The 26,294-nt window shown below is 63.4% G+C and carries 22 protein-coding genes and 1 pseudogene; 9 read left to right on the top strand and 14 right to left on the bottom strand.

Annotated elements, in window-relative coordinates:
* Positions 1-21 precede the first annotated feature (21 nt).
* Positions 22-732, top strand: coding sequence for an SDR family NAD(P)-dependent oxidoreductase (locus HXX15_RS17015; protein WP_296517515.1), 711 nt, complete (start codon positions 22-24; stop codon positions 730-732).
* A 7-nt stretch (positions 733-739) separates the two neighbouring features.
* Here HXX15_RS17015 and HXX15_RS17020 read toward each other — a convergent pair whose 3' ends face one another.
* Positions 740-1,357: a GNAT family N-acetyltransferase gene (locus HXX15_RS17020; protein WP_296517516.1), complete on the bottom strand. Its 618-nt coding sequence runs from the start codon at positions 1,355-1,357 to the stop codon at positions 740-742.
* A gap of 53 nt (positions 1,358-1,410) precedes the next feature.
* Positions 1,411-1,614, bottom strand: coding sequence for a DUF1127 domain-containing protein (locus HXX15_RS17025; RefSeq protein WP_296517517.1), 204 nt, complete (start codon positions 1,612-1,614; stop codon positions 1,411-1,413).
* A 133-nt stretch (positions 1,615-1,747) separates the two neighbouring features.
* Here HXX15_RS17025 and HXX15_RS17030 point away from each other — a divergent pair, with 133 nt between their 5' ends.
* Both HXX15_RS17030 and HXX15_RS17035 read left to right on the top strand, forming a co-directional pair.
* Positions 1,748-2,650, top strand: a complete 903-nt coding sequence (locus HXX15_RS17030) for a transcriptional regulator GcvA (RefSeq protein ID WP_296517519.1) — start codon at positions 1,748-1,750, stop codon at positions 2,648-2,650.
* 17 nt (positions 2,651-2,667) lie between these two features.
* Positions 2,668-3,153 carry a CinA family protein gene (locus HXX15_RS17035; protein ID WP_296517610.1) on the top strand — a complete coding sequence of 162 codons (486 nt, stop codon included), beginning with the start codon at positions 2,668-2,670 and terminating at the stop codon, positions 3,151-3,153.
* A 9-nt stretch (positions 3,154-3,162) separates the two neighbouring features.
* On the opposite strand, the gene crcB is transcribed toward HXX15_RS17035, so the two are convergent.
* The 4 genes from crcB to HXX15_RS17055 all read right to left on the bottom strand — a co-directional run bounded on the left by crcB (position 3,163) and on the right by HXX15_RS17055 (position 7,678).
* Positions 3,163-3,540, bottom strand: coding sequence for a fluoride efflux transporter CrcB (crcB, locus tag HXX15_RS17040; protein WP_296517521.1), 378 nt, complete (start codon positions 3,538-3,540; stop codon positions 3,163-3,165).
* A gap of 156 nt (positions 3,541-3,696) precedes the next feature.
* Positions 3,697-4,293: a superoxide dismutase gene (locus tag HXX15_RS17045; RefSeq protein ID WP_296517523.1), complete on the bottom strand. Its 597-nt coding sequence runs from the start codon at positions 4,291-4,293 to the stop codon at positions 3,697-3,699.
* 140 nt (positions 4,294-4,433) lie between these two features.
* On the bottom strand, positions 4,434-6,347 hold the full coding sequence (locus HXX15_RS17050; protein ID WP_296517524.1) for a caspase family protein: 1,914 nt from the start codon (positions 6,345-6,347) through the stop codon (positions 4,434-4,436).
* An 89-nt stretch (positions 6,348-6,436) separates the two neighbouring features.
* Positions 6,437-7,678, bottom strand: a complete 1,242-nt coding sequence (locus tag HXX15_RS17055; RefSeq protein ID WP_296517525.1) for an MFS transporter — start codon at positions 7,676-7,678, stop codon at positions 6,437-6,439.
* 113 nt (positions 7,679-7,791) lie between these two features.
* Between HXX15_RS17055 and HXX15_RS17060 the strand changes: the two genes are divergently transcribed.
* Together HXX15_RS17060 and HXX15_RS17065 are read left to right on the top strand one after the other, a co-directional pair.
* Positions 7,792-8,316: a GNAT family N-acetyltransferase gene (locus HXX15_RS17060; protein ID WP_296517526.1), complete on the top strand. Its 525-nt coding sequence runs from the start codon at positions 7,792-7,794 to the stop codon at positions 8,314-8,316.
* 143 nt (positions 8,317-8,459) lie between these two features.
* Positions 8,460-8,903, top strand: a complete 444-nt coding sequence (locus tag HXX15_RS17065) for a DUF2147 domain-containing protein (RefSeq protein ID WP_296517527.1) — start codon at positions 8,460-8,462, stop codon at positions 8,901-8,903.
* Between the two features lie 25 nt (positions 8,904-8,928).
* On the opposite strand, the gene HXX15_RS17070 is transcribed toward HXX15_RS17065, so the two are convergent.
* The 6 genes from HXX15_RS17070 to HXX15_RS17095 form a co-directional block, all read right to left on the bottom strand.
* Positions 8,929-10,083 carry a DUF3095 domain-containing protein gene (locus HXX15_RS17070; protein ID WP_296517528.1) on the bottom strand — a complete coding sequence of 385 codons (1,155 nt, stop codon included), beginning with the start codon at positions 10,081-10,083 and terminating at the stop codon, positions 8,929-8,931.
* Positions 10,084-10,161: 78 nt separating this feature from the next.
* A complete protein-coding gene (locus HXX15_RS17075) occupies positions 10,162-10,296 on the bottom strand; it encodes a hypothetical protein (protein ID WP_296517529.1) in 135 nt (44 codons plus the stop codon).
* Positions 10,297-10,429: 133 nt separating this feature from the next.
* Positions 10,430-12,649: an adenylate/guanylate cyclase domain-containing protein gene (locus HXX15_RS17080; protein ID WP_296517530.1), complete on the bottom strand. Its 2,220-nt coding sequence runs from the start codon at positions 12,647-12,649 to the stop codon at positions 10,430-10,432.
* A 50-nt stretch (positions 12,650-12,699) separates the two neighbouring features.
* Positions 12,700-14,010, bottom strand: a complete 1,311-nt coding sequence (locus HXX15_RS17085; RefSeq protein WP_296517531.1) for an HlyD family type I secretion periplasmic adaptor subunit — start codon at positions 14,008-14,010, stop codon at positions 12,700-12,702.
* Positions 14,007-15,764 carry a type I secretion system permease/ATPase gene (locus HXX15_RS17090; RefSeq protein ID WP_296517611.1) on the bottom strand — a complete coding sequence of 586 codons (1,758 nt, stop codon included), beginning with the start codon at positions 15,762-15,764 and terminating at the stop codon, positions 14,007-14,009. The genes HXX15_RS17085 and HXX15_RS17090 overlap by 4 nt, the downstream gene beginning before the upstream one ends.
* A gap of 136 nt (positions 15,765-15,900) precedes the next feature.
* Positions 15,901-20,460: a cadherin-like domain-containing protein gene (locus tag HXX15_RS17095; protein WP_296517532.1), complete on the bottom strand. Its 4,560-nt coding sequence runs from the start codon at positions 20,458-20,460 to the stop codon at positions 15,901-15,903.
* 444 nt (positions 20,461-20,904) lie between these two features.
* Between HXX15_RS17095 and HXX15_RS17100 the strand changes: the two genes are divergently transcribed.
* Both HXX15_RS17100 and HXX15_RS17105 read left to right on the top strand, forming a co-directional pair.
* Positions 20,905-21,720 carry a transglutaminase-like cysteine peptidase gene (locus tag HXX15_RS17100; protein WP_296517534.1) on the top strand — a complete coding sequence of 272 codons (816 nt, stop codon included), beginning with the start codon at positions 20,905-20,907 and terminating at the stop codon, positions 21,718-21,720.
* Positions 21,721-21,868: 148 nt separating this feature from the next.
* Complete coding sequence (locus HXX15_RS17105; protein ID WP_296517536.1) at positions 21,869-22,228, top strand: hypothetical protein; 360 nt, start codon at positions 21,869-21,871, stop codon at positions 22,226-22,228.
* A gap of 208 nt (positions 22,229-22,436) precedes the next feature.
* Here HXX15_RS17105 and HXX15_RS17110 read toward each other — a convergent pair whose 3' ends face one another.
* Positions 22,437-22,871: a hypothetical protein gene (locus HXX15_RS17110; RefSeq protein ID WP_296517537.1), complete on the bottom strand. Its 435-nt coding sequence runs from the start codon at positions 22,869-22,871 to the stop codon at positions 22,437-22,439.
* A gap of 6 nt (positions 22,872-22,877) precedes the next feature.
* Positions 22,878-22,961: pseudogene (locus tag HXX15_RS23190) on the bottom strand (hypothetical protein); the annotation flags it as partial.
* 491 nt (positions 22,962-23,452) lie between these two features.
* Here HXX15_RS23190 and HXX15_RS17115 point away from each other — a divergent pair.
* Complete coding sequence (locus tag HXX15_RS17115; protein WP_296517538.1) at positions 23,453-24,808, top strand: carbohydrate porin; 1,356 nt, start codon at positions 23,453-23,455, stop codon at positions 24,806-24,808.
* A gap of 231 nt (positions 24,809-25,039) precedes the next feature.
* Positions 25,040-26,284 (top strand): efflux RND transporter periplasmic adaptor subunit, encoded by a 1,245-nt coding sequence (locus tag HXX15_RS17120; RefSeq protein WP_296517539.1) that lies wholly within the window; start codon positions 25,040-25,042, stop codon positions 26,282-26,284.
* The last annotated feature ends 10 nt before the right edge of the window (positions 26,285-26,294 follow it).

Here is a 26,294-nt window from a genome sequence, read left to right on the forward strand (position 1 = left end):
AACCGTGAAAGGAAATCGTCGATGCAGATTCCGAAATACAAGACGGCGCTGATCGTCGGCGCTGGCGACGGCCTCAGCGCGTCGCTGGCGCGGCTGTTCGCCCGCGAGGGCCTCAAGGTCGCGCTCGCCGCCCGCGACATCAACAAGCTCGGCGCGATCTGCACCGACGCCGGCGCCAAGGCCCACGCCTGCGACGCCACCGATCCGGAGGCCGTGGAGCGGCTGTTCGGACTGGTCGAACGCGAGTTCGGCGCGCCGGACGTCGTGGTCTACAACGCCAGCGGCCGCGCCCGCGGCGCCTTTGTCGATCTGGTGGCGGCGGATGTCGCGCAGGCGATCGCGGTCAGCGGCTTCGGTGGCTTTCTGGTGGCGCAGCAGGCGGCGCGCCGGATGCTGCCGCAGGCGCATGGCGCGATCCTGTTCACCGGAGCGTCGGCCAGCGTCAAGGGCTATGCGCAATCGGCGCCGTTCGCGATGGGCAAATTCGCGCTGCGCGGCCTGGCGCAATCGATGGCGCGCGAATTGTCGCCGCAGGGCATCCATGTCGCGCATTTCGTGATCGACGGCGGCATCCGCAGCACCACGCGGCCGGAGCGGATGGAGCCCCCCGAAAAGCCGGATTCGATGCTCGATCCCGATGCGATCGCGCTGAGCTACTGGAACGTGCTGCAGCAACCGCGCAGCGCCTGGAGCTGGGAGCTTGAGCTGCGGCCCTGGGTCGAGAAGTTCTAGCTGCCGGTCACCGCAGCGTGGACGGGCTCGGCATCGCGGTCGCTGCGAGCCGCCAGCTCACGCAGGGAATTTCCTTCGGCGCATACAGGATCGGCTTTTCCAGGCGCACTTGCCGCCAGTCGCCGGGCGTGTGGCTAAAGGAAAAACCCAGCTTGCGCGCCAGGCCCAGCATCGCACCGTTGGAGCGCAGCGTATCACCGAACAGCCGGCAGGCGCCGAACGCCGCGGCCCGGCATTCCAGATTGGACAACAACGCCGCGCCGATGCCGTTGCCGTGCCAGCGATCGTCGACCGAAACGCCGAATTCCAGACTCGCCGATTCCGCTTGGTAAGCGTAGCGGGCCTCGCCGACGATCGCGTCGTCATCCCCGACCGTCACGGTGGCGAGCACCGAGTAGCTGCCACCCTCGCCGGCGCGGACGAATTTATCCAGCTGGGTCTGCGGCAGTTCGGGAGCCGCGCCCATCAGGCGATTGTAGCGCGAGCTGCTCGACAGCGACCGGAAATAGTCCTGCAGCGCGTCGGCGTCTCCAGGTTCGGCGAACCGTAGCGACAGCGCCGCTCCGGTCCGCAACCGCACCACGTCGGTGTATTGCCCAAGGTTGGCGAGATTCAACGCGAACACCGAACGCTCCCGTGATTCCGATTGTCGTGACTGGTGCCAGGCACCGCACGCGATCAGGCGCGCCAGAACGGCTTCTCGATTTCGTAAACCATCTCGCTCCAGGACAGTCCGACGTCGTGCAGGTCGCGCTCGGTGAAACGGGCCAATTCCTGCCGCTGCCGCTGCCGATCGCGCCAAGTGTGAAGCACCGCGCGGAAGCGGCCGAGGAAGCTGAGGTCATGATAATTTATCATCGAGTGGTCTGAGCATATGGACATAATCGGCTCCAGAAACTAATTTCTGATAGCAAATATCGTCGCAATATTGCATTGCGACAAACGACACTTTGTCCCGTTTGATATGAAATTATCTCATGCAAAATGATCTCTTGAAGATCGGGCCGTCGCCGACATGACCGCGCGGCTTCCGTCGCTCAATGGCTTGCGCGCGTTCGAGGCGGCTGCGCGGCATCTGTCGTTCACCAAGGCCGCAGCCGAACTGAACGTCACCCAAACCGCGATCAGCCATCAGATCAAGCGGCTGGAGGACGAACTCGGAGTCCGGTTGTTCGTCCGGCAGAATCGCGCGCTGGCGCTGACACCGCAGGCGCGCGACTACCTGCCGGGCATCCGCGCCGCATTCAACGATCTGCGGCTGGCCACCGACCGGTTGCTGCGCAAGGGCGACGATAACGTGCTCACCGTCAGCACGCTGGCCTCGCTGGCGGCGAAGTGGCTGATGCCGCGACTGTCCGCGTTCCAGGAGGCGCATCCTGGCATTGATGTACGCATCACCACTTCGCGGGCATTGGTCGATTTCAAGAGCGGCGACGTCGACGCCGCGATCCGCTATGGCCGCGGCCAATGGCCGGGCCTGCGTGCCGACTGGCTGATGGCCGATCAGCTGTTTCCGGTGTGCAGCCCGGCGCTGCTCAAGGGTGGAAAGCCGCTGAAATGTCCGCAGGACCTGGCTGAACACACCTTGCTTCATACCAGCGGCGGCTACGACGACGACTGGCGGCTGTGGCTGACCGCGGCGGGGCAGCCGCCCACGGTGTCGAAGCTCCCGGGGCTGTCGTTCGATCTGATCTTCATGACCGTGCAGGCGGCGATCGATGGGCTCGGCGTCGCGATGGGCCGCACCTCCTATGTGGAGAGCGACATCGCCAAGGGCCGGCTGGTGGTGCCGTTCAAAATCAAGTTGCCGGATGAATGGGGATTCTATCTGGTGTCGCCCAAGGCGAACGCGGATTCGCCGAAACTGTCGGCGTTCCGACAATGGCTGACGGCCTCGATCTCAAGCAGCAACGGCTAACAGGGAGACCTCCGATGATGCAGGAACTGGTGCCGCTGGCCGAAAAAGTGGCCATCAAGCTGATCGCGCAACGCCAAACCATCGCGGTCGCGGAATCCTCGACCGGCGGGCTGATCTCGGCCGCGCTGCTTGCCGTGCCCGGCGCCTCAGCGTATTTTCTCGGCTCCGCGGTGGTCTATACCCGTGAGGCGCGCCGAATCCTGATGGATATTCCCGACCCGGACATGAAAGGACTGCGCTCGGCATCCGAGCCCTACGCGCAATTGTTGGCCAGCCAGATCCGCACCCGGTTTGCCTGCGACTGGGGCCTGTCGGAAACCGGCGCCACCGGGCCGACCGGCAACCGTTACGGCGATGCCGCCGGCCACAGTTGCATCGCGATCGCGGGGCCGACGCAGGCGGCGATGACGCTGGAAACCGGCAGCGCCGACCGGCTAGACAATATGCGCGCATTCGCCAGCACCGCTCTGACCTTCCTGTTGCATCATCTGTCGCAGCGATGAAGCCAACGCTCAGGTCAGATGGCGAACCAAGGTGAGGCCGCCGAACAGCCCGGCGATCGACAGCACCACCGAGCCCAGCACATAGAGCGCCGCCAGCCCCACTTCGCCGCGCTCATAGAGCAGCGCGGCATCAAGAGAGAACGCCGAGAAGGTGGTGTAGCCGCCGAGAATGCCGGTCATCAGGAACAGCCGGAACGGCTGCGACGCCTCGCCCTTGAATGCAAGATAGCCGGCGATCAGGCCCATCACGATCGAACCCGTGATGTTGATCAGGAAGGTGTGGTACGGAAACGCGGTGCCGAGCGTGCGCGCGCTGAGGATATTGACGAAATGGCGCAGCATCGCACCGAGGCCGCCGCCGAAAAACACCAGAAGATAGCTCTGCACCCTGTTCTCCGGATCGGCGGGATCGCGCAGGCGATCCGCTGACAGACGACATCTTCAATGGGTTTTGCCGCAAGCCATCGTTGACTGCAAGATCGATTGCGACAAGAAAAAGGGCGACCGCGCGATGCGGCCGCCCCTCGAAATTGGCAATGGCGATCAGAGCTTGGAGAACAGCTCGTCGACATACTCCCAGTTCACCAGATGATCGACAAACGCCTTGAGATAATCCGGGCGGCGGTTGCGATAATCGATATAATAGGAATGCTCCCAGACGTCGACGCCGAGGATCGGCGTGGCGCCGTGCACCAGCGGATTCTCGCCGTTCGGCGTCTTTGAGATTTCGAGCTTGCCGTTCTTGACCGAAAGCCAGGCCCAGCCGGAGCCGAACTGGCCGACGCCGGCGGCGGCGAAATCGGTCTTGAACTTCTCCAGCCCGCCGAGATCCTCATCGATCTTCTTCGCCAGCCGGCCCGGCAGCTTGTCGCCGCCGCCATTGGGCTTCATCCATTTCCAGAAGTGCAGATGGTTGAAGTGCTGGCCGGCATTGTTGAACAGCGGGGCGTTCTTGCCGAACGAGCCCTTGACGATGTCCTCGAGGGATTTGCCCTCGAATTCGGTGCCCTTCAGCAGATTGTTGCCGTTGGTGACATAGGCCTGATGGTGCTTGTCGTGGTGATATTCCAGCGTTTCCTTCGACATATGGGGCGCGAGCGCGTCGTAGGCGTATGGCAAATCGGGAAGCGTGAAGGTCATGAGTGTTTTCCGCAAAAATGGGGGACGTCGCTTAACGAGAACCTTTATAGAAGGTTCCGTCCCGGTTCCCAATATCTATTGCATGTAGAAGTCATCAGCGGATTCCACAGATGCAAGCACGCCAGCGCCCGCGATGGCTTTCAGAGCCTGCCGCCGTTGCGCGCGCAGCCATCCAATCTGGCGAAACTGAGCGCGCGCCCGCGTCCGCCTTCTGCTTTGGCCTGCCTCCTGCATTGCGCATAGAGGGCTGCAATATCGTGCTTGCTGACTCCCGTCGCCGGTGTGTCAGGCCGGCGTTCGACGGCCGGTTGCGGGGGCCGACCCTTAGGTTCGGCGGTGAGGACAGACTTTCGTGCTCGGGCCGACGGCCTGGCTGGCCTGACTCGTTCGCAGGTGTTGTCGTCACCGAGCTCAAATCCTCCCTTGCAGGTGATCCTGACACAGTTGTCGCCGTCGGCCCTGAAGCCGCGATCACAAATCAGCGGACATATCCGGCCGGTCTTGCCACGAACCGCATCGAGCGCGTCGAGGTTCGCGATCTTGACCTCAAGTTTGGTGCCCGCATGCCTATTGAACGCTTGTAGTGATTTTTGTGAAACAGCGTCCCAGTTGCCATCGACGGCGCCGGTGCTGCAGCCGACCCGACGCAATTCGTATTGCAACAGGCGAGGAATTTCGTCGGCTGCAGGCCTGTCCGGCGCGGCATCACCGGCGCGATCATTCGACGTCAGCGCGGCGAGCGACCCGACCGGCTTGTCAGCGGCAGCTCTGATCTCGGCGGCTCTTGCCGGTTCGGCCGCAAGTCTGACTTTTGCCTCCTCCGCAATCCGGACCCGTTCATTCTCCGCGGCCTTCGCATCGTCCGCTGCCCTCGCTCGCAGCGCCGCCATACTGGCATCTGCCGTAGCCTTCGCCTGCGCCGCGGCCCTGGCGCGTTCGATTTCCGCCAGCCTCGCCTCCTCAAGCGCCTTCCTCTTTTCCGCAACAAGGCGCGCCTCTTCGGCGGCCTTGGCCTGCGCTGCAGCTTTCGCCTGCTCTCTGGTCTTCGCGCCTTCCGCAGCCAATTTGGCCTGCTCTTCGGCGGTAATGCGCGCCTTCTCGGTCGCGATCAGGCGCACGTTTTCGGCAGCGAGCTTGTTGCGCTGCGCCTTGGCGAGATCAGCGTAGAAGCCAGACGGATAGGCCGCCACGAAGAAGTCCCACGCCTCTCTGGTTCCAACCCGCTCCGCCAGTTCGTAGTCGCGGCGAATGTCAGCGTTGTTTCCGCTCTGTACCAAAGGCGCCTGAGCCGGCACCAGCGCGACATCGGCGCCGCCCAGCGAGCCGTAAACGAAAGGCTCCTGCCTGTTGCCGGTGGTCCGCATCACTTCATCCCTGACAAGACCAAAGGCCTTGCGAAGTTCAAGGCCGGGGGTCGTGAGATGACTAAGCAGCGCCGCCGTGAACGGGCTGTTCTTGCTATCGCCGTCCGAGGCGGTGGAGCCTCCCTTAGCGGCGAACGCAACCAAGGTATTCGGTCGGCTAGGCTCTACACCGACAAGCCCCCGTCCCAGCGCGCGGGATACGAGGGTTCGCTTCATGCCTTTCGTGAACGGATTGTCGCGGCAGGCATCCAGAATGACGAGGCGCAGCAGTCTGGCCGGCTCGATCGTCTGAAGAATCCGGTCGAGCGCGATGGCCTCGTCATAGGCATCGGTATCGCGCTCAAGCACGGCGTCTACCGGAATCAGGTAGTTCAAGCCGTCCACCTCGAGGCCATGACCAGCGTAGTAGATCACCGCGATATCGGCATCGCGCGATTTTTCGGTGAAGTCACGCAGGGCACGGCGCAATTCGGCGTTCTTCACGTCTCGGCGCGATTCGACGACGTCAAACGCTGCCGTCTTGAACATCTCGGCAATCGCGCCGGCATCTTTGACAGGATTGGTCAGCGGCGCGACGTTTTGATAGGCGGAGTTGCCAATCACCAGCGCGACTCGCTTGGCAGCCAGTGCTGGCTGACCGCCGAACGAGATCACTAGAAACGCTATGAAAATACCAGCCAGCGAACGCACCGCGGCCCCCGAATGCAAATCGAGGGATCATATCAGCGACGCAATCGATCACAAGGCGCCTCGCGCCGACTTTGCAACCGGCAATACGATTACACCGCGCTCGTCACGGCGCCACCAATCGGCTCCCGGCGCAGCGGCGGGCGGACATTCATCAGCATCTGCACGAAGCCCGCGATCAGCCCGATCAACACCGCCGCCTGCCAGGCCCGGTCGTAATTGCCGAGCTTGTCGTAGATCACGCCGCCGCCCCAGGCACCCAGGAACGATCCCGCCTGATGGCTGAGGAAGGCGATCCCAGTCAGCGTCGCCATGTAGCGCAGCCCAAACAGCTGCGCCACCAAGCCGTTGACCAGCGGAATCACGCCGAGCCACAGCGAGCCCATCACCGCGGCGAACACCATGGTGGAGGCGGCCGAGGCCGGAAAATAGAAATAGGCGGCGAGCGCCAGCGAGCGCACGATGTAGACGCCGCCGAGCAGATATTGCCGCGGAAATCGCCCGCCGAGCCAGCCGCAGGCGTAGGAACCGATCACGTTGAACAGGCCGATGATGGCCAGCGCAGTGGCGCCGAGCGAGGGGTCGAGCCCGCAGATGTCGAGATAGTTCGGCAGATGCGTGGTGATGAACACCAGCTGCAGCCCGCAGACGAAGAACGCGATCGCCAGCACCACGAAGCCGGAATGGCCGAGCGCGGTCTGCACCACGGTGCCGAGCGTCTCCTCGATGTCGTCGGCCTTCTCGATCTCGATCTTGTCGGCGCGGCCGGCGAACAACGCCGACGGCAGCATCACCGCGACCAGGCCGAGGAAGCCGATCAGGGCCATCTGCCAACCCGCCGTCGTGATCAGCGTCTGCGCCAAGGGCGAAGCGATCACGAGTCCGAGCGAGCCCGCCGCCGACACCGCGCCCATCGCGACGCTGCGCTTGGCGGCCGACACCGTGCGCGAGGTCACCGTCATGGTCATGCTCGAAGCGGTGCAGGACAGCGCCAACCCGACGCACAGGCCGGCGCCGAGGGTGAACACCAGCGCCGAGGTCGCCACCATCATCAGCACCAAGCCGGCGGCGTAGACCAACACGCCGGTCAGCATCACGTAACGCGCGCCGTAGCGGTCCGCGAACATCCCGACCATCGGCTGCGAGACGCCCCAGACCACATTCTGCAACGCCGTCGCCAGCGAAAAGTCGGCGCTGGTGATTCCGATATCGCGGATCACCGACGGCTGGAACAGCCCGAAGCTTTGCCGCATGCCCATCGCCAGGCTGAGCATCACAGCCGCGCCGATCAGGATCGACCAGCGCTGGAAGCTGCTGAGTTGGGCTGCCGTCATCGAGTCGCTTCCCCGCCGGATGAAAATTTGTTTCTCCTTTACACTGGAATCGGAGACTTTCCATCCATCCGGCGGGTATCGATGGGATGCGCCCGGCGCAGGGGTCGTGACCAATGAGCATCGAGATCGAGATCCTGTCGGGCGACGCATCGTGGCCGCGGGCCAAGCCGCTGTTCGACGCGGTGTGGCCACCCGACGTCGTCGCTGCCCTGCCCTGGGCCGGCATCGCCTTCGCCCATGCCGAGTTGTGGGTGCTGATCGAGACGCCGCAGGGCATCGGCTGCCACGTCGGACTGTATCGCCGCGAGGCGAAATGGAACGAGCGTCGGGTCCGGGTCGGCGGAATCGGCGGCGTGCTGACCCGCGCCGATTGCCGCCGGCGCGGCTTTGCCAGCGTCGCGCTCAATGCGGCAATCCAGACCCTGAAGGACGAAGGCGCGATGGATTTCGCGCTGTTGTTCTGCGAGCCGAAGAACGCCGCGTTCTACGACGATCGCGGCTGGACGCCGTTTCTCGGCGAGGTCTATGCTGAGCAGGCTGGGGAGCGGGTCCGGTTCGACGCGATCGCGCCGCACGTCTTCGATCTGCGGCGCGCGCCGCGGCAAGGCGTCATCGACCTATGCGGATTGCCCTGGTGACCCCTGCGCCGCCGTCTGGCGAACGGGTTTGCGCGCTTTGTTCGCCTCGCGGCATTGCACAAATCCACTCATTTGCTATCCAGACGAGAACACGCCGCGTGCTTCGAAAAGCACGGCCGGTCAAAGGACGTTTGGAGGTTTGAATGATTGCCCGACCCGGTCTGATCCTGGCGAGCTTGTTGGCCTTGCTGGCCGCGCCTGCCGCGATGGCGCAGAGCGCTGCCAGTCCGCATGGCACCTGGCTGACACAGGCCGGCGATGCCAAGGTGCGCGTCAGCCGCTGTGGCGGAGCGATCTGCGGGACCGTGGTCTGGCTGAGAGATCCGATCGACCCGGCGACCGGAAAGCCCCAGATCGACGACAAGAATTCGAATCCCAAGCTCGCGAAGCGACCGATCATCGGCCTGCGGATCTTCGGCGACATGAAGCCCGCCGGCCCGAACAAATGGTCAGGGCACATCTACAACGCCGATGACGGCAACACCTATGCCAGCAACATCTCGGTCGCCGGCCCATCGACATTGAAGGTCGAGGGCTGCGTCGGCGCGCTTTGCGGCGGCGAGAGCTGGACCCGCGCCGGGCGTTGAGAGCCTGGTCGCGCCGCAGCGCGGCTCAGGCCGGCATCGCCTTCAGGGTGAGCGCCGCCGACGCGTAGCCGCCGCGGGCGCCGTCGATGAAGTGCACGTGGTCGCTGCGCAGCGCCGACGGCGTGAAGCAGGTCATCATCGCGGCGTCCTGACGGAACAGCCCATAGCGCACGATCCCCTTCGCCGTTGCGGCGGACAGCAATTGCTCCAGCGCATCGGCCAGTTCAGGCGTGCAGTCCAGGATCATCCGCAGGCCATCGTCGTATTTGCGGAAGTCGGAATTTTCCACGACTTGCTGGACGTAGGTTTTCGGTACGAAACCGCCGATGCTGATGCCGAAGCGCATGATTAGATAGGCGAGCAGCGTATAGGCCAGCAACGCTGCGCGCCGAACCAACAGCGGCCCGCCGCGTGCGGCTCTTGCCTCATAGTCGAGCCCGACCGGCGGCCATCGGCTTGGCGGACCGCCTGACGGCACCGGGCGGCCGGAATCCGGGCTGCGCTCGACCAGCGCGATCGCATCTTCGATCACGCCGCGAAACCCGACTGGATCGGCTTGCGGCGACGGCACCACCAGCACCGACACGATCACTCCCTGCGCCGAGGGAATTTCCTCGAACCGGCAGGACAGTCCGGTCAGATCCGGATGCGCGCCGGGCGCCGCCGCCGGCAGCGCGAATTCGCCGCGCTTCATCGCGCGCTCGGCCCAGCCGAGGCCGCCGCCGGAGAACATCGCATAGGACACGTTCGGCGACGGCGCGTAGCGTGCGACCCGGACGTCAAGCCCCTGCGCGCGCACTGCGGCGACCGGCACCAGCGCGATCCGCATCCTGAGGTCGAGATCGTCGTTGACCCAGGCGGCGGTCGCGGCGAGCGCCTCGCGCGCGCTTTCGAGGTCGCCGGGTGCCACCGCGAAGCTGGCGCCGTCGCCGCCGAACACAAACGGGAAATCGCGGCCCTCGAGCGCATTGGTCACCGCCGCGATCACCGCCGCGCCGGCCATGTTGACGGCCTTGTAGCGCTGCGCGGCGATCGCCTTGGTGGATTCGACGATGTCGGCGACGCCGATCGTCCAGTCGTCCGGCAAGGCCGAATACAGCGACGGGTCCATCAGGCTGCGAAAGCCGCGGAACACCGCAATGCTCTGGTAGAAGGTTTCGCTGTCGCCGCCGACGCTCATGATTCCCAGACTAGCCAGTTGGATCACCGTACGGATACGGACGGCGACGGAATTGGTTGCGGGAAAGTCCGACGAAACTCACTCGCTGTGCGCGCACAGGCCCAGCGCCGCCATGAACGTACCACGAACGCAACGCGTCATGGTGATGTCCGAATACAACCCGAACGCAAACACCGCCAGGGCCAGCAGGAATATCGCACCGAGCGATTTCAATGGTGAAGCTTCCGGTTTCGCAACAAGGATCGTCCGAGGCCCAGCCGATCGTCACGCCGATCCACGCCTGCCCCCAGGATGCTTAGATCAGAACTGGCGCCGCCAGATCAACCCGCCGATCGAGCGCGATGCGTCACTTCGCCAGCAAGGCCTCGACGCCGGTCCAATCCTCTGGCGGCGGATTTTGCCGAAACCCGTCGATCCGCGCAACATAGAGATCGAACAGCGTGGCGAATTGGCCGGCGGCGTCGGCGATGCGGCCCCGTTCGATCGCCTCCATGGCACCGTCCCAATTGCGGCTGCGGTAGTTCGCCAGCATCTCGATGGTCAGGTTACGCAATCTCTGGAATTCGGCCGAATGCGCCATCTCCTCGCGCCCGACCACGGCATAGACCACTTCCGGCTCCTTCTTGCCCTTCACGGTGATGAAGTCGAGCTCGAGAATGGCGAAACTGTCCTTGACCGCCAGCGCGGTCTTCGATCCGACGACGATCGGAAATCCGTAGGTCTTGGACTGCCCCTCCAATCGCGACGCCAGATTGACGCTGTCGCCCAGCACCGAATAGTCGAACCTCAGATTCGATCCCATATTGCCCACGACGCAGGTCCCGGTATTCAGGCCGACGCCGACATTGATCGGAATGTAGACGTGGCCGCCGCTCGCCGCCTCGTGTTCGCGGGTACGGTTGAGCGCGTCGATCCGTTCCAGCATGTCGAGCGCGGCGTTGCAGGCGTTGACCTGATGCGCGGTGTCGGTCAGCGGCGCGTTCCAGAACGCCATGATGGCGTCGCCCATGTATTTGTCGATGGTCCCCTTGCGATCGAGGATGGCGTTGGTGAGCGGCGTCAGAAACCGGTTCATCAGCGCGGTGAGTCCCTGCGGATCGTGCTTGTAGGATTCCGAAATCGTCGTGAACCCCCTGACGTCGCTGAACATGATGGTCATTTCCCGCTCCTCGCCTCCGAGCACCAGCTTTTCCGGCGACTGCGCCAGCTGCTCGACCAGCGCCGGCGAAAGATACTGGCCGAAGGCGGAGCGGATCCGGCGCCGCTGCGACTGCTCGCGGACATAGCTCGCAAACACCAGGGTCAGGTAGATCATCAGGCTGGAGAACAGCGGATAGGTGAAATCGATCAGCAGCCGATATTGCAAGTAGAAGTACCAGGACGCACCCACCGCCGAGGCGGCGAGAGCAAACCCGAACAGAAATAGCACCAAAGGGCTCAGCAGCGGGGCCAGCCAGATCACCGTGATCCCGAGCAGCGCCGCCGCGCACAATTCGGCGCCGATCGCGTAGTTCGGTCGCGACAGCACCGCGCGGGTCAACGAGCTTTCCAGCACCTGGGCGTGCACCTCGACGCCGGGCAACGCCGGATCGAGCGGCGTGGTCTTGACGTCGAGCAGGCCGACCGCGGAGGTGCCGATCAGCACCAGCTTGCGCGCGACCGCCGCGGGCGGCGCGGTGCCGTCAAGGATGTCGGCCGCCGAGACGTAGATCGTCGGATCGCGCCGCGCGAAATGCACCCATAATTGGCCGTTGCGGTCGGTCGGAATCTCGAAGCCTTGGACTCCGACCGATTTGATGCCGGCGCGATCTGACTTGACGAAGATGGTATCGGTCCCGGTCACCAGTCGCAGCATTTCAAAGCTCAGCGACGGCATCGTGGCGTCCTGCGCCTGCATGATCACCGGCACCCGCCGGACGATGCCGTCGCGTTCCGGCCTGATCGTGAACAGGCCGCGTCCTCTGGCTGCGGTTTCAAGTACATCGATGTTGCGCAGCAGACCGGGAAAGGTCAGCAGGAATGGCTGCGGCTCGCCGCCGAGCATCGCCAGGCCGGTCAACGGCAGCTCCGCATTGAATTTGGCGATCACATAGGGAAGTCCCGATTCACCGAGCACTACCCGTCCGTGCCGGATCGCGTCGGCGAACAGCTGGTCGTTGCTCGGCAGCCCGCGCAGCTTGGCCCTGGTATCATCGTCGAGACCGGGGATGCTGTCGGCAGCACTGGCCGGATTGAGCCGGTCGGGCTCGGCGAACACGATATCGAACGCGATCACCACCGCGCCCATCCGGTTCAGCGCGTTGACCAGATCCGCGATCCGGGTTCGCGGCCAGGGCCATTGCCCGAACCGCGCCAGACTTTTCTCGTCGATGTCGACAATGGCGACCGGCCGCACAGTCTTGAGCCGCGGTTTGAGCACCTGAAACGCATCGAACGACCTGACGCGGAGTTCCTCGATCGGTGCGGGATCGGCGATCCGCACCGCCGTCAGGGCGATCAACAACGCGACGCATAATGCCCTGGCATAGCCGAAGCGTCGCGCCAGCCTCTTCAATCGCCTCAGCATCATCCCGATCCGGTTGTTCTGGCTGGCTCTGGTTGCCTCGGCGCGTCGCGCTACTTTTCGCGGAACGAGCGCATCAGCTGATCGGACAGCGGCTTGATCAGATAGGCCAGCATGGTGCGCTCGCCGGTCTGCACGAAGGCCTCGACCGGCATCCCCGGAATCAGCTTAACTTCGCCCAGCCGCGCCACTTCGTCGGGCGGCATCGATACCCGGATGGTGTAATAGCTTTGCCCGGTGCGCTGGTCGACGGTGGTGTCGGGCGACACCCGGCTGACCACGCCGTTCAGTTCCGGCGTGGTGCGCTGGTTGAAGGCCGACAGCCGCAGCAGCGTCTTCTGGCCGATCTGCAGCTTGTCGATGTCCTGCGGATTGACCTTCGCCTCGACCGACAGGCTGTCGGATTGCGGTACGATCAGCATGATGGCGTCGCCGGCGGTGATTACGCCGCCGACGGTATGCACCGTCGATTGCAGCACCATGCCGTCCTGCGGGGCGCGGATGTCGATCCTGCGCAGTTGGTCCTCGGCGGTGACCTTGCGCTCGACGAACTCGCCGATCTTGTCATTGGTCTCGCGCAGGTCCTTCGAGACCTCGCTCACCAGGTCCTTGTCGATCTGGATGATTTGGAGTTCGATCTCGGTGATCTTGCCTCTGGCCTGGGCGCGCGCTGCCTTGAATTGCGCCCGCTCGCCGGTCAGCCGCGCCGCATCGCGCTCCAGCGTGGTCAGCCGCGAAATCTGCACCAGCTTCTGCTGATAAAGCAGCCGCACGCCGACCAGCTCCTGCTGGACCAACGCGATTTCGCTGTCCTTGGCCTGCTCCTGCGCGATCAAGCCGGCAATTTCGTCATTGAGCTGCCCGACCCGCTCCCGCAATTGCGATTTCTGCCCGACCCGACCGGTCAGACGCACGTCGAACAATTTTGTTTCGCTGGCAATGACCGCCTTGACGTCAGGATCGTCGGCCCGATCGAGCAGCATTTTCGGAAAGACGATTTTCTCCGATCCTTGCTGTTCAGCTTGCAGCCGTGCGGCACGTGCCCACAAACCGTCCAGGCTCTTGGTGACGATGGCGAGGCCGGCCTTGGTGACGGTGTCGTCGAGGCGCACCACGACGTCGCCTGCCTTCACCAGATCGCCGTCGCGCGCGCGCAGTTCGCCGACCACGCCACCGGTCGGGTGCTGGACCTTCTTGACGTTGGAATCGACCACGACCGAGCCCGGCGCGATCAGCGCGCCGGAAATCAGCGCGGTCGCCGCCCAGCCGCCCAGCCCGCCACCGAGCATCGCGACCACCACGAGGCCGACGAGAAGGTGCAGCCGGATTGAACGTCGCGGCCCGCTTGCGGAAACGCCGGTCATGGCTTGGCAACTCCGCCATCGGCGACGATCTTCATCGGCGCGGGTGTGCCGCGCTGCAGGACCTGGCCAAGCACGGTCTCCTTCGGACCGAACGCCTGCATTCGTCCTTCTTTCATCACCAGCAGCAGATCGACGCCCTCGATCCCGATCGGCCGATGCGCGACCACCACCACGATGGCGCCGCGCTGCCGCGCCGCGCGGACCGCCTTGGTCAACGCATCATCGCCATCGGTATCGAGATTCGAGTTCGGCTCATCCAGCACGATCAGGAACGGATCGCCATAAAGCGCGCGTGCCAACCCGATCCGCTGCGCCTGGCCGGCGGACAGGACGCCACCATTCTCGCCGATCTGGGTGTCGTACCCGTCGCGCATGGTGACAATCATCTCATGCACGCCGGCCTGTCGCGCCGCCGCGATGATCGCGTCGGAGCTGGCGTCGGGATCGAACCGGCTAATATTCTCGGCCACCGACCCGGCGAACAGCTCGACGTCCTGAGGCAAATAGCCGACATGGCGGCCGAGCTGATCGGACGACCATTGTTCGAGCGCCGCGCCGTCGAGCCGGACGTGTCCCCGCGCCGGCTGCCAGACCCCTACCAACGCGCGCAGCAGCGACGACTTGCCGGATCCGCTCGGGCCGATGATGCCGAGGCCATTGCCGGCCTCCAGCGCGAAAGTGACGTCGTGAACCACGAGCTTCTGCTCGCCCGGCGGCACAACGCTGACGTTCTCGGCCAGCAGGCGTTTGGTGGGCGGCTGCAATTGGGTGGGATCGCGTCGCGGCGGCAGGGTGCGCAGCAGGTTGTTCAGGCGCTGCCAGCTCTGTCGCGCGGCGACGAAGCTCTTCCAGTTGCCGATCGCCAGATCGACCGGTGCCAATGCACGGGCGCTGAGAATTGAGCCCGCAATGATGATACCCGCAGTCGCCTGTTGCTCGATCACCAGGTAAGCGCCAACGCCGAGCACCGCCGATTGCAGCGTCATCCGCAGCACCTTGGCAACCGCGCCGAGGCCGCCCGCGACGTCGCTGGTGCGCCGGTTGCCCGCCAGATAGCGCAGATTGGCGTCGGACCACAGCCGGGTCAGCCGCCCAGCCATGCCCATCGCCACCAGCACTTCGGCGTTGCGCCGGCTGGCGGCGGCGAGATCGCTGCGCCGAATGGCCAGCGCGGTCGCCTCGCGCGACGGCGCGCGGGTCAGATATTCGGTCAGAATGGTGAGCAGCACCAGGATTACCGCGCCGACCAAAGCGGTGACACCGATCAGGGTGTGGAAGGCGAAACAGATCGCCAGATATAGCGGCAGCCATGGCAGATCGAACAGCGCGCTCGGCCCCATGCCGGACAGAAACGACCGGACATTGTCGAGATCGCGCAGCGGCTGCAGACCTTCGCCTCGACCGCCGGCCACCAGCGGCAGCCGCACCACGGTCTCGAACACCCGGCCGCTCAAGGTCTCGTCGAGCGCGGTGCCGATCCGGACCAGGATGCGCCCTCGGATCAGTTCGAGGATGCCTTGGCCGACATAGAGCCCGCCCGCCAGGATCACCAGCGCCACCAGGGTCGGGATGCTGCGGCTCGGCAGCACGCGGTCGTAGATTTCAAGCATGAAGAAGGAGCCGGTGAGGTACAGCACGTTGATCATGCAGCTCATCAGCCCGACGCCGACAAAGGCGCCGCGGCAGGCCGCCAACGCATCGCCGAGCTCGGACCGCGGCGAATGGCTCGAATAGCGTGGCTGCGCGCGCTGCATGGTCAAAGCTTTGATCACTCCCGAAAGCGGGGCGCGCAGCCGGTGGACGCCGCCTTGCTGGCCTCGATCGTCACTATTTCACCCGCGGAACCGTTTGTGCAGGCCGTCGGTCAGTCAAGGTTAATCCCGGCGTGGGTCACGACACCTGGCCGGAGCCGCCCGAATGGACGATGAAATCGCTGACGTGCAGGTTCGAGACTGAGACGTTCTTGAGCAGCAGGGTGTCCGAACCGTCGAACGTGATCAACGTGTCCTGGCCATGAGAGCCGGCAGAATGCGCAGCATGGGAGAGCCAGTCCCGGAAATCTTGATGCGTGTCGGGGTTGAAATCGAGCTCGATCGTATCCTGGCCCGGGGTGAAGTCTGTGATGGTGTCTCTCCCCGAATGTGCCGCGAACACGAACTGGTCGATACCGCCCGCGCCAGTCAATGTGTCCTGGTGGTTGGTGGCGAAGATGACATCCCTCCCCGACGTGCCGTTCAGGGTCAGCGGCGTGGAAACTGGAGCCTGCGAGGTGCTGAAAATGAAATTCACGCTGTCGGTAGCGCCGAAACTGTCGGTCACGCTGACCGCGACCTTGCCAACCGAACCGATTCCCGGCGTGTAGCTGAAGCCATTTTCCAGGTCGCCGTCGATTGTCGAAAGCGTCCCTGTCTGATGGGCCGGAGAGATACTGCCAGTCAGGCTGGTCGCATCCGCCCGGTAGGATTCCTCCGAAGCCGCGTCGATATCCGTTACCGACAGGCCGCTAATCACGGTCGTGCCGTTGAGCCGCGAGAGATGGACATTGGAAGTATCGATCGACGGCGCGTGGTTGATCCAGTCGATCTCGGTACCGCCATGGTGGTCCGAACTCACCGCCAGGTGGTTCAGCATCGCAGGATCGGTGATCGTAAAGTAGTCGTTCCGGCCAACGCCATAGTGAACTTCGAGCACACCGTGGTTCTGAAGGATTCGAATCTGCCACGGTGCGATACTGGACAGATCGATGGCATCTCCATTACCGAAACCGCCGATCGAGCCTGTGAAGTGTGAGCTGCGGTCGAGCAGCAGGGTGTCGCCGCTGGTACCCGAGAACACAACGTCGGCATCGGATCGGCCGCCGAATTCGAGCGTCCCTCCGTCGATCAGCGCTTGACCACCACCGGGGACAGCACCATCAACGGTGAGGGTGCCTCGATGCGCTTCCAGCCTGCCGTGGTTGGTATTGATGACGTCGCTCAGGATTTCGAGTCCACCGTTCGCATCCGATATGACAAGGCCATCGTTGGTGAACGATCCGAAGCCGGTGTCGATGGTCAGACTATGGTACGGATTAGTCGCAGCGATGGTCCCGCCAATCCCGTTGATCAGGTTCAAATGACCGCCGCCGAGATCGCCATATCCGTTGATGGTGTTGTCAGTGTTTACGAGCGTTGCCAAGTGAAACCAGGAAAACCGGCCGGTGATGGTGTCGGAAACCCCATCAAGGGTGACGATGCCATGGCCTTCAAGGGTTACGTAGCCGTCGATCAGCAGGGTCGCCCCGGAGGGGAATCTGAATTGTTCGTCGACAACAATGGTTCCTTGATTCTCAACCGCGCCGCTCAGTTCGAGCGTGGTGCCCGACAGCAGCACAATGCTGCCGTCATTGACGAGCCTGTCCGTGACGTCGAGCGAATGCGTACCGTCCAAAGTGAGCGTCTTGCCGCCGGTCAGATGCAAACCTGCGACGTCCACATCGTGGCTGAGGTGGACCCGCGCGTTTGTGTTGAAGAATGCGACTTCCGACCCGGTCGGAACGTGACTGAGGCTCCAGTTATCGGGGTTGCTCCAATCGCCGCCATCGCGCCCGATCCACACATTGGCGAACAGGGTCACGGTCACTGTCTGGGTCGCAGTGCCACCCTGGCCGTCGTCGACCTGGACCGAGAAGGTCGGCGCGGTTTCGCTGCCATCATCCACAAAGCGGACGTGACGTGCATTGAGATCGGCGCTGGTGAAGGTCGTCGCGTCGCTCCAGTTCTCGCCATCGGTGCTGACCTGGAACCGGCCATTGGCGACACTCAAGATTGTGAAAGCGAAGCTGGTGTTGTCGGGGTCGCTGATGTTGATATCGTCCGGGGTCAGCACCACGGTGCCCCCTACGGCGACCGTCAGGCTGGCGCTGGTAATCACCGGCGCATCGTTGACATTGGTGAAAGCGACGGTGCCGTCGATCAGGTTGCCGAGGTGATTGACGCTGGCGCCGTCATCGACCTGGACCGAGAAAGACGGCGCCACCTCATTGCCATCATGGACAAAGCGGACATGACCGGAATCGAGATCGGCACTGGTAAAGCTGGTAGTGTAGTTCCAGTTCACGCCGTTGGTGCTGACCTCGAACCAGCCATGGGTGACGTTGGAGACGATGAAGGTGAAACTAGTGCTGTCGGGGTCGGTGACGCTGAAATTCGCGGCCCCCAGGGTCACGGTGCCGCCCTCGGCCACCGTCAGGCTGGCGCTGGTGATCTTCGGCGCGTCGTTGACTTTGGTGAAATCGACGGTGGCGTCGATCAGATTGCCGAGGTGATTGACGCTGGCGCCGTCATCGACCTGGACCGAGAAGGTCGGCGCAACTTCGCCGCCATCGTGCACAAAATGGACGTGGCCCGCATCGAGATCGGCGCTGGTGAAAGTCGTCGCGTCGCTCCAGTTCACTCCGTCGGTGCTGACCTGAAATTTGCCGTGGGTGACGTTGGAAACGGTGAAGGTGAAGCTGGTGCTATCGGGGTCAGTGACGCTGAAATCGGACGACGCCAGCACCACCGTGCCGCCTTCTTTCACCGCAACCGAAGCTGAGGTGATCTCCGGGGCATCGTTCACGTTGGTGAAATCGACGGTGCCGTCGATCAAGTTGCCGAGGTGATGAGTGCTCTCGCCGTCGTCGACCTGGACCGAGAAGGTCGGCGCGACTTCGCTGCCATCATGCACAAAGCGGACATGACCCGCATTGAGGTCGGCGCTGGTGAAGATCGTCGCGTCGCTCCAATGCACGCCGTCGGTGCTGGTCTGGAAGCTGCCATGGGTGACGTTCGAAACGGTGAAGGTGAAGCTGCCGCTATCAGGATCAGTGACGTGGAAATTCGCCGGCCCGAGGATCACGGTGCCGCCCTCGGCCACTACCACGTTGGCGCTGGTGAGCACCGGGGCATCGTTGACCCCGTCGATTGTCAGGGTCAGGCTTTCGTGAACGGTGTCCGGCCCGGATCGGCTGTCGAACGCAATGGTGACCTGGACATGTTGTCCGTCACGAAGAAAGGCAAAGCTGGTCGGATCGTAGCTGACGGCGCCGGTTGCCCGGTCGATCGTCACCAGAGCGGCCAGGTCGACCCCTGCGGGGCTATTGGACGGACCTACGGCGGATACAATTCGGCCGCTGCCGGGGACATAGGGCACGATCACATCGAGGAAAACAGGATCGGTGCTGTCGGGGTCGGTGATGGTCACCTGATCCCCGATGTGGAAATTAGTCGCGTCGGTGACCGTTTTCACGACGACTGCGGGCGCAGTGTTCAAGCGCGTGATGGTCACATTGACGAACGGTGCGCCCGGCGTGCCGTCCGGCAAATTGATGGGAACGGTCGTCGGCTGGCCAATCGGCAGATCCGGCAGCGGCTGAAATTTCAGCGGCTCGGGATTGGAGGTTCCGGGAACCGGATTGCCTGGCGTCGATCCGGTGCCGGGTGAATTCGACTGCGGATTGGCGTTGGGGACGTAGTTCGGGAAATATTGCTGCAGCGTGAAGCCGATGATTTCCTGCGCGAGCGGCGTCAGCGTCGGAGCCTGCGACGTCGAGACGTTCTCCGCCCCCGTCACCGTCGTGACTTGCCCAGCGCTGTTGACAGTCCCGATCACCACGGTCGGGTCGCTCTTGCTATACAGAACATATTCGCCGACGTGATTGCCCGGCTCGACCAGCACCTGGAATTTGACCGGCGGCGCGCCACCCTGCCCGGGCACTTCGAAGCCGATTTCAACCAGCACCGCGGTGCCGCGAATGCCCATGGTGGCGACCGGGGTATCGACCTTCATGTCGCCGTGCTTCGCGGTTTCTCCGGCGACGAAGGTGATGGTGCCCTGAACCAGGCTGAGCAGCGACGAATTCGACGATCCGTTCGGATCGTACACCATCTCGTTCAGCACCATCCGGGCATTCGACGACAGACCGAACACGGTGCCGTCGATGAAGGTCAGCCCCAGCGATGAATTCGCGCCTGCCTGAACGACGTCGCCCTTGTTGACCGTATCGCCCATGTTGAGCTGGATCGCGACGCCGTTGCGGATCGCGGTCGCACTGCCGGCGAGCTTGGTGACGTGGCCGATAACCTTGGCGGCCGACGCGTCGGCACCGGCCTGGGCGACCTGGACTTCGCCGGTCAGCGCCTCGACAACCTGCGGCGAGAGGCGCGCGCCATCCGGCGACGCCAGCGCCGCCCGGCTATGCCCTTTGAAATAATCCTGAACGACCACACGATGATCGTGATCGCGGTCGGAGATCACCAGATTGGCGCCGGATCTCGAATAGTCGCCTGAAAACAGCAGATACGCATCCCCGACAATGATAGCGTCGGATGGCCCATGGTGGGTCACGGAATCAATACCGGACGTCGTGCCGGGATGCGCGCCCGGCCCGAGCAGCGAAAACTGCGAGTCAAACGTTTCAGCGAAATTCAAAATGCCATCCCGCAATAGGGTTAAAAGTCTCTCAATAAATTGAGTGTCTTGTTACCATTGGTTGGTTCAATGCGATAGCGTCGCATTCCGCAAATATTCGCCGTGACCGGCCAAACCGGCGAAATCGCTCTGCTATGGTTTATTCGCCGGCCCCCCGATTTCCCGTGCTTCTGCCCTCTGGACGCCCTCCCTGGCTGATCTTGCCCGGGTTACCCCGGGGGGCCCACCCGCTTCGCGGCCGGAGAGTCCCGCGGCAGCGCCTGTTGCTCGCCAAAGTCGCATCATTTCAAATTTGAACGAATTCGGTCTGGCCGGATTCATCGCGATTTCAAGTGCCCGGCCCGGTTAAGCGGTTTCGAAAGCTCGCCCACCCATCCTCGCTCCCAATTGATCCGGTCACGCGCTGGCTAATCCGCCAGGCCGATGCCCGGACGGGGGCGTCAGATGTTGAGTTTCGGCCTTTCGCGCGCGCGCCGCGTGCGCAGCGTTATCTGCGCTTTGGCATTGTTGGCGCTGCCGGCAACAGCCGCCGTCGCCGGCCCGATCCATCCGGCCGGATCGATGGAGGGCGGCGGCTCAGACCCTTTCGGGCGTCCGACTTCGGCATTGCCGGATGGTGCATTGCAGGAAAAATGGCGGACCGTCGCGCGCGAAATCGAGGCGGAGGGGCTGGTGCTTGCACTTTGCCAGGAGGATCGCGCACGCTGTGAGTCTACAGCAGCGCTGCAATTTCTGGCGATCGTCGACAGCGCCGCGCCGCTCCGGGGGCGGGCGCGCCTCGGCCATATCAATCGCGCCATCAATCTGGCGATCAGGCCGGCCAGCGATCTGGCGCTGTACGGCGACGTCGACGTGTGGAGTTCGCCATTGGCTACGCTGGCCAAGGGAGCGGGAGACTGCGAGGATTACGCGATCGCGAAGCTGGTCGCGTTACGGACCGCCGGCATCGAACTCAACGATCTGCGGCTGACGATCCTGCACGACGCGCGTCGCGCGCAGGACCATGCGGTGGTCGCGGCCCGCCTCGACGGACATTGGCTGATCCTCGACAATCAGCGACTGGTGATGCTCGAAGACAACCGGCTCGAAGGCATTCAGCCGATGTTTTCGATCGATCAAACCGGTGTCAGGCAATATCTGGACATGACGGCTACCAGATCGCCGGCGGTGGAGATCAACCGTCCGCAGGCCCAACCGGCGTCGGTCTCCGACCTCGACGTGACCGCTGGCCTGCCGGGCTCGCAAGGCATGTCTCGATAACCGCATTGCGAACGACGTCGCGACCGCAATCCATTTCGTCGTCATCATGAACCTCATTGCGGTTCGGCGCGACCAACCGATCACATTGGCGCCGCAACACCACCGCCGCGCTGCTCGGATCGTCCCTCTCGAACAACCGGATGTAGGGATGATTTCGTCACGTGATCTCGTGAGTTACGGCGCCGCGATGGGACTCATCATCGCAACCGGCACCGGCGCAGTGGCTCAGGAGAACCGGATGCAGCTCTTCAAGGTCACCACGATCAAGGACGAGATCGTGATCGGGTTGTCGGCCGACGAATTGAAAGTACTCGGCGGCAGCGATGGCGGCGCGGTTGCCCACGCTCTGGCGCAAAGGGGCGACATGACGGCGTGGCAATACAATGTCCACCGCGGCCCGAATGGTGATCTGCAGCAGGCGCCGACCGCGAAAATCGGACTGATCGCCCACGCCTCGCTGCGCGTCGAGCCTTATTCCACCACCTATCAGATCCTGCCGCACGATTGAGGCGCAATCTGGCGACCACCGGCAGCAAAGCTCCCGACTTGAAACAACATTTCCGGGGAACGGCTAACGGCAGCTAAACGCCAAAATCGCAATTCGCCGCCGCAAGTAACGTTGACCGGTTAGGTTAAAATCAACCTCGCGTTGCGCGCTGCTCCGGCATGGCTACTCTCCCGTAAGAGTTATATTGCGAGGGTGTGCCGTGTCTCACTCACTTCATTCCGCCGATCGCGCAACGCATTTGAAGATCGTCAGTCTCGCGGCATCCTTGACCATCGTGATCGTTCTGGTCGGCATTCACGCGCGCACGGATACGTCGCTGGTCGCGTCCCGCGCGCCGATCAAGGCCGCTGCTTCGGTGATCCTCAGCAGTGACACCGACCGCGCGATTCGATGACGGCTTGAGGTCACGATCCCCTGCCAGCCAGCGATTCTGCGCGGCCCTTCGCAGTTCGATGACGTTTCGCGCGGGCCTCGGCAAGACGCCGACCTTCGCCCGACTTTTCGCCTTCCGGCAGAAAGTCACGTGCAGGGCCAGGATGAGGCCGCGAACCTGTTCGCTGGGCAGGGTGTAGAACACCTGCTGTCCGTCGCGGCGGGCATGCATCAGGCGCTCGCTCTGGAGACGGGCCAGTTGTTGCGACACCGTCGGCTGCCGCCCGTGGAGAACCTCGGCCAGCTCCGAAACGGACTTTTCGCCCCGCGGGCTTGCACAGGATGATCGGCCGCGACCTATTCGACAGCATCTTCAGGAAATCGCCGGCCACGCTGGCGTTCTTGCACAATTCGGACGTGTCCATGCGCTTCACGCCAGACTGCCAACGCTTTCGCGCGCCATTATCTCAACCGAATTGAAAGTCAATTCAAAGGCCGCGCAGGGGCTGCTTGTCCGTTGTGCGCATTATCAAGGGTTGGCAATAGCCCGCCGCAGAATTGCACGACGCACGACACAGCTTTGATTTGACGCTTTCCGATCTGCCGACACTCTAAAATTATTATAGTTGACGCCAATCTCTGCCGGCCTACTTGTTGTCCGCGAGTTTGACCGAATTGGTCGATGGGTTGAGGGGACTATCGATGTCATGGCTACGTTGCCTGCGCCAGCTATTGCTTGTTGCGCCACTTGTGCACACTGGCTGGTGCCGTGCGGAGACTGAGGTGATCGCGATTAATCGTCCGCAGAAACGCCCTCGATTCGAATCCCGTTCCGAGCGAAAAGGTGCAAGCATGTTGTTCGGCATTGGGCGGGTAGGTTTGGGCCTCTGCCTTGCCGTACTCGGATTTGCCGCCCCGGCATTAGCCGACGGCCCGGACCAGAACGGCATCACGGCGCCGTCGATCGCAACCAGCCTGCCGGACAACGGCGATCCAACCGGCATGCGCAAATGGTTGGCGAGCCACGGCATCACTTACAACTTCATCTATACCAACGATCTGCTGGCCAATGTCAGCGGTGGGCTTCGCCGCGGCACCGTGGATCAGGGCAAGCTCGAATACAATATGACGGTCGATCTTGAGAAATTGGCGAACTGGCAGGGACTCAGCTTCTACGCCAACGTCTTTCAGATCCACAACACCGGCCGCATCCGGCGCGATTATGTCGGCGGCATCAATACGATCGCGGCGATCGAAGCGGTCCCGGCTACCCGACTGTCCGAACTGTGGCTAGAGCAAAAATTCTGGGACGGCAAGGCCAGCGTCCGCGCGGGGCAGCTCGCGGCCGATTCCGAGTTCTTCTTCAGCAGCCTCAGCTTCATGTTCTTGCAGAGCGACTGGGCGACCATCACGGCCGCCAACCTGCCGAGCGGCGGTCCGGCCTACCCGCTTTCAACGCCCGGCGTGCGATTCAAAGCCGACCCGAACGCCAACGTCTCGCTCTTGCTCGCGGTGTTCAACGGCGATCCGGCCGGGCCCGGAAACGGCGACGAGCAACTCCGCAATCGCTATGGCCTGAATTTTCGCGTCCGCGACCCCGCTTTGGTGATCGCCGAGGCGCAATTCCGCGCCAACCAGGGCAAGGACGACACCGGTCTGGCCCGGGCGCTCAAGCTTGGCGCTTGGGGCCATTTTGGAGACTTCAACGACCTGCGCTTTGGCAATGACGGCACCCTGCTCGGCGCAACCGCCGGAACCGGCGTGCCGGCGACGCGACAGGGAAATTTCGGCCTCTATGGCGTGATCGAGCAGCAGCTTTATCGTCCGGCAGGCGGTGCGGCGGACAGCGGCGTCTCGGTGTTCAGCCGGGTGTCGTTCAGCCCGTCCGATCGCAACCTGATCGACTTCTTTGTCGATGGCGGGCTGGTTTTCGCCGGTATGGTGCCGGGACGGCCGGACGACAAGTTCGGCGCAAGCTTCATGTATGCGCGTTTCTCCGACAGCGTCCGCAGTTTCGATCTCGACCGAATCCTGTCGGGCACGCCCGGATTTGTTCGGGATTTCGAGGCCAATCTGGAACTGTCCTATAGCGCCACGATGGTTCCGGGTTGGACCATGCAGCCGGTGCTGACCTACGTTTGGCATCCCGCTGGCGACGCCAGCCGAAACGCAATCGTGACCGGCGTTCGCTCGATCTGGCTGTTCTGACCGGCAATATCCGGCTTCCGGTCGGGCCGGCCGGCGAACGCCCACAGCGCCAAGCGCCTGATCCAATTCGCTGGTCGGATGTGCAAGACCGCGGTCCCGATCTGCTCGGGTCCCGGTCGGAAAATGCCCGATCATGCTCGGATTTTAACCGCTTTGCATCTTCAATTGGGTAATATAAGCGCAACCATTCGAACGGTCCGTGCGGGCCAATCCGAGTCAGCAAAAGGCGCCATGCCGAAAGAGTTAGCAAAACGATTCCAACAGATTACGATGAAGCGCCGGGTTCTTGCCGTCGGCGCGGCCGGGCTTGTTGCGGCGCTGGCATTTGAATTGTTGCCCACCGCCGAGGCACCGCGGCGCAATTCCGACGTCTCCAGCCAGTCGCGCAAGGGCCAGCAGCGCTATACGCCAACGCCGGCCGAATGGGCCAGCCTGACCATCGAACCCGTCCTCGACCGCACCTTCCGCGCCGAACACGTCACCGAAGGCAAGATCGCGGTCGATGAGGACCGCTCGACGCCGGTGTTCTCCCCCTATGCCGGGCGGGTGACGAAGCTGCTGGCGCGGCCTGGAGATCGCGTGACGCAGGGCCAGGCACTGTTCGTGATCGAGGCGGCCGATACTGTGCAGGCGCAGAATGATTTCGTCGCCGCAGCCACGGGGCTGAACAAGGCGAAGTCGCAGTTCGAACTGGCGCAACTCCAAGACAAACGGGCCAGGGATCTGTTCGAGGGCAAGGCCGTGCCGCTGAAGGACTACCAGCAGACTCAGGCCGCCCTGATCGCGGCGCAGAACGATCTGCGCTCATCGACGACAGCACTCGAGGCCGCGCGAAACCGGCTCCGCATCTTTGGCCTGACCGAGGAGGCCATCACCGCTTTTCAGGAAAGAGGTCGCATCAATCCAGAAACCACGATCTTCGCGCCGATCTCCGGCACCGTGGTCCAGCGCAAGATCGGTCCCGGACAATATGTCAGTGCTGGGGCCAGCGACCCAGTGTTCGTGATCGGCGATCTGTCCACCGTCTGGCTCACTGCCTTCGTTCGCGAGACCGAAGCGTCCACGATCGCGGCGGGACAGCAGATCTCGTTCAGCGTGCTGGCGTTGCCGGGCCGAGAATTGAACGGGCGCATCGACTATGTTTCGGCGGCGATCGATCCGGTTACCCGGCGCCTTCTGGTCCGCGCCACCATCGACAATTCCGACGGGCTGTTGAAGCCGGAGATGTTCGCCAACGTCACAATCTATTCCGCAGCCGATCATCCGGCAGTCGGCGTGCCGAAACAGGCACTGATCTACGAGGGCGACCAGGTCCGGATTTGGGTGGCGCACGAAGACAAGACCATCGAGCTGCGCCAGATCAAGCCTGGATTGGCCAATGGTAGCCTGGTCGAGGTGAAAGGCAATCTCAGTCCCGGCGAGAGCGTCGTCACCAGGGGCAGCCTGTTCATTGACCGCGCCGCATCCGGCAGCTAATTCCCATCCT

Origin of the sequence: Rhodopseudomonas sp. (assembly GCF_013377015.1) — a bacterium.
Classification (GTDB): domain Bacteria; phylum Pseudomonadota; class Alphaproteobacteria; order Rhizobiales; family Xanthobacteraceae; genus JARJEH01.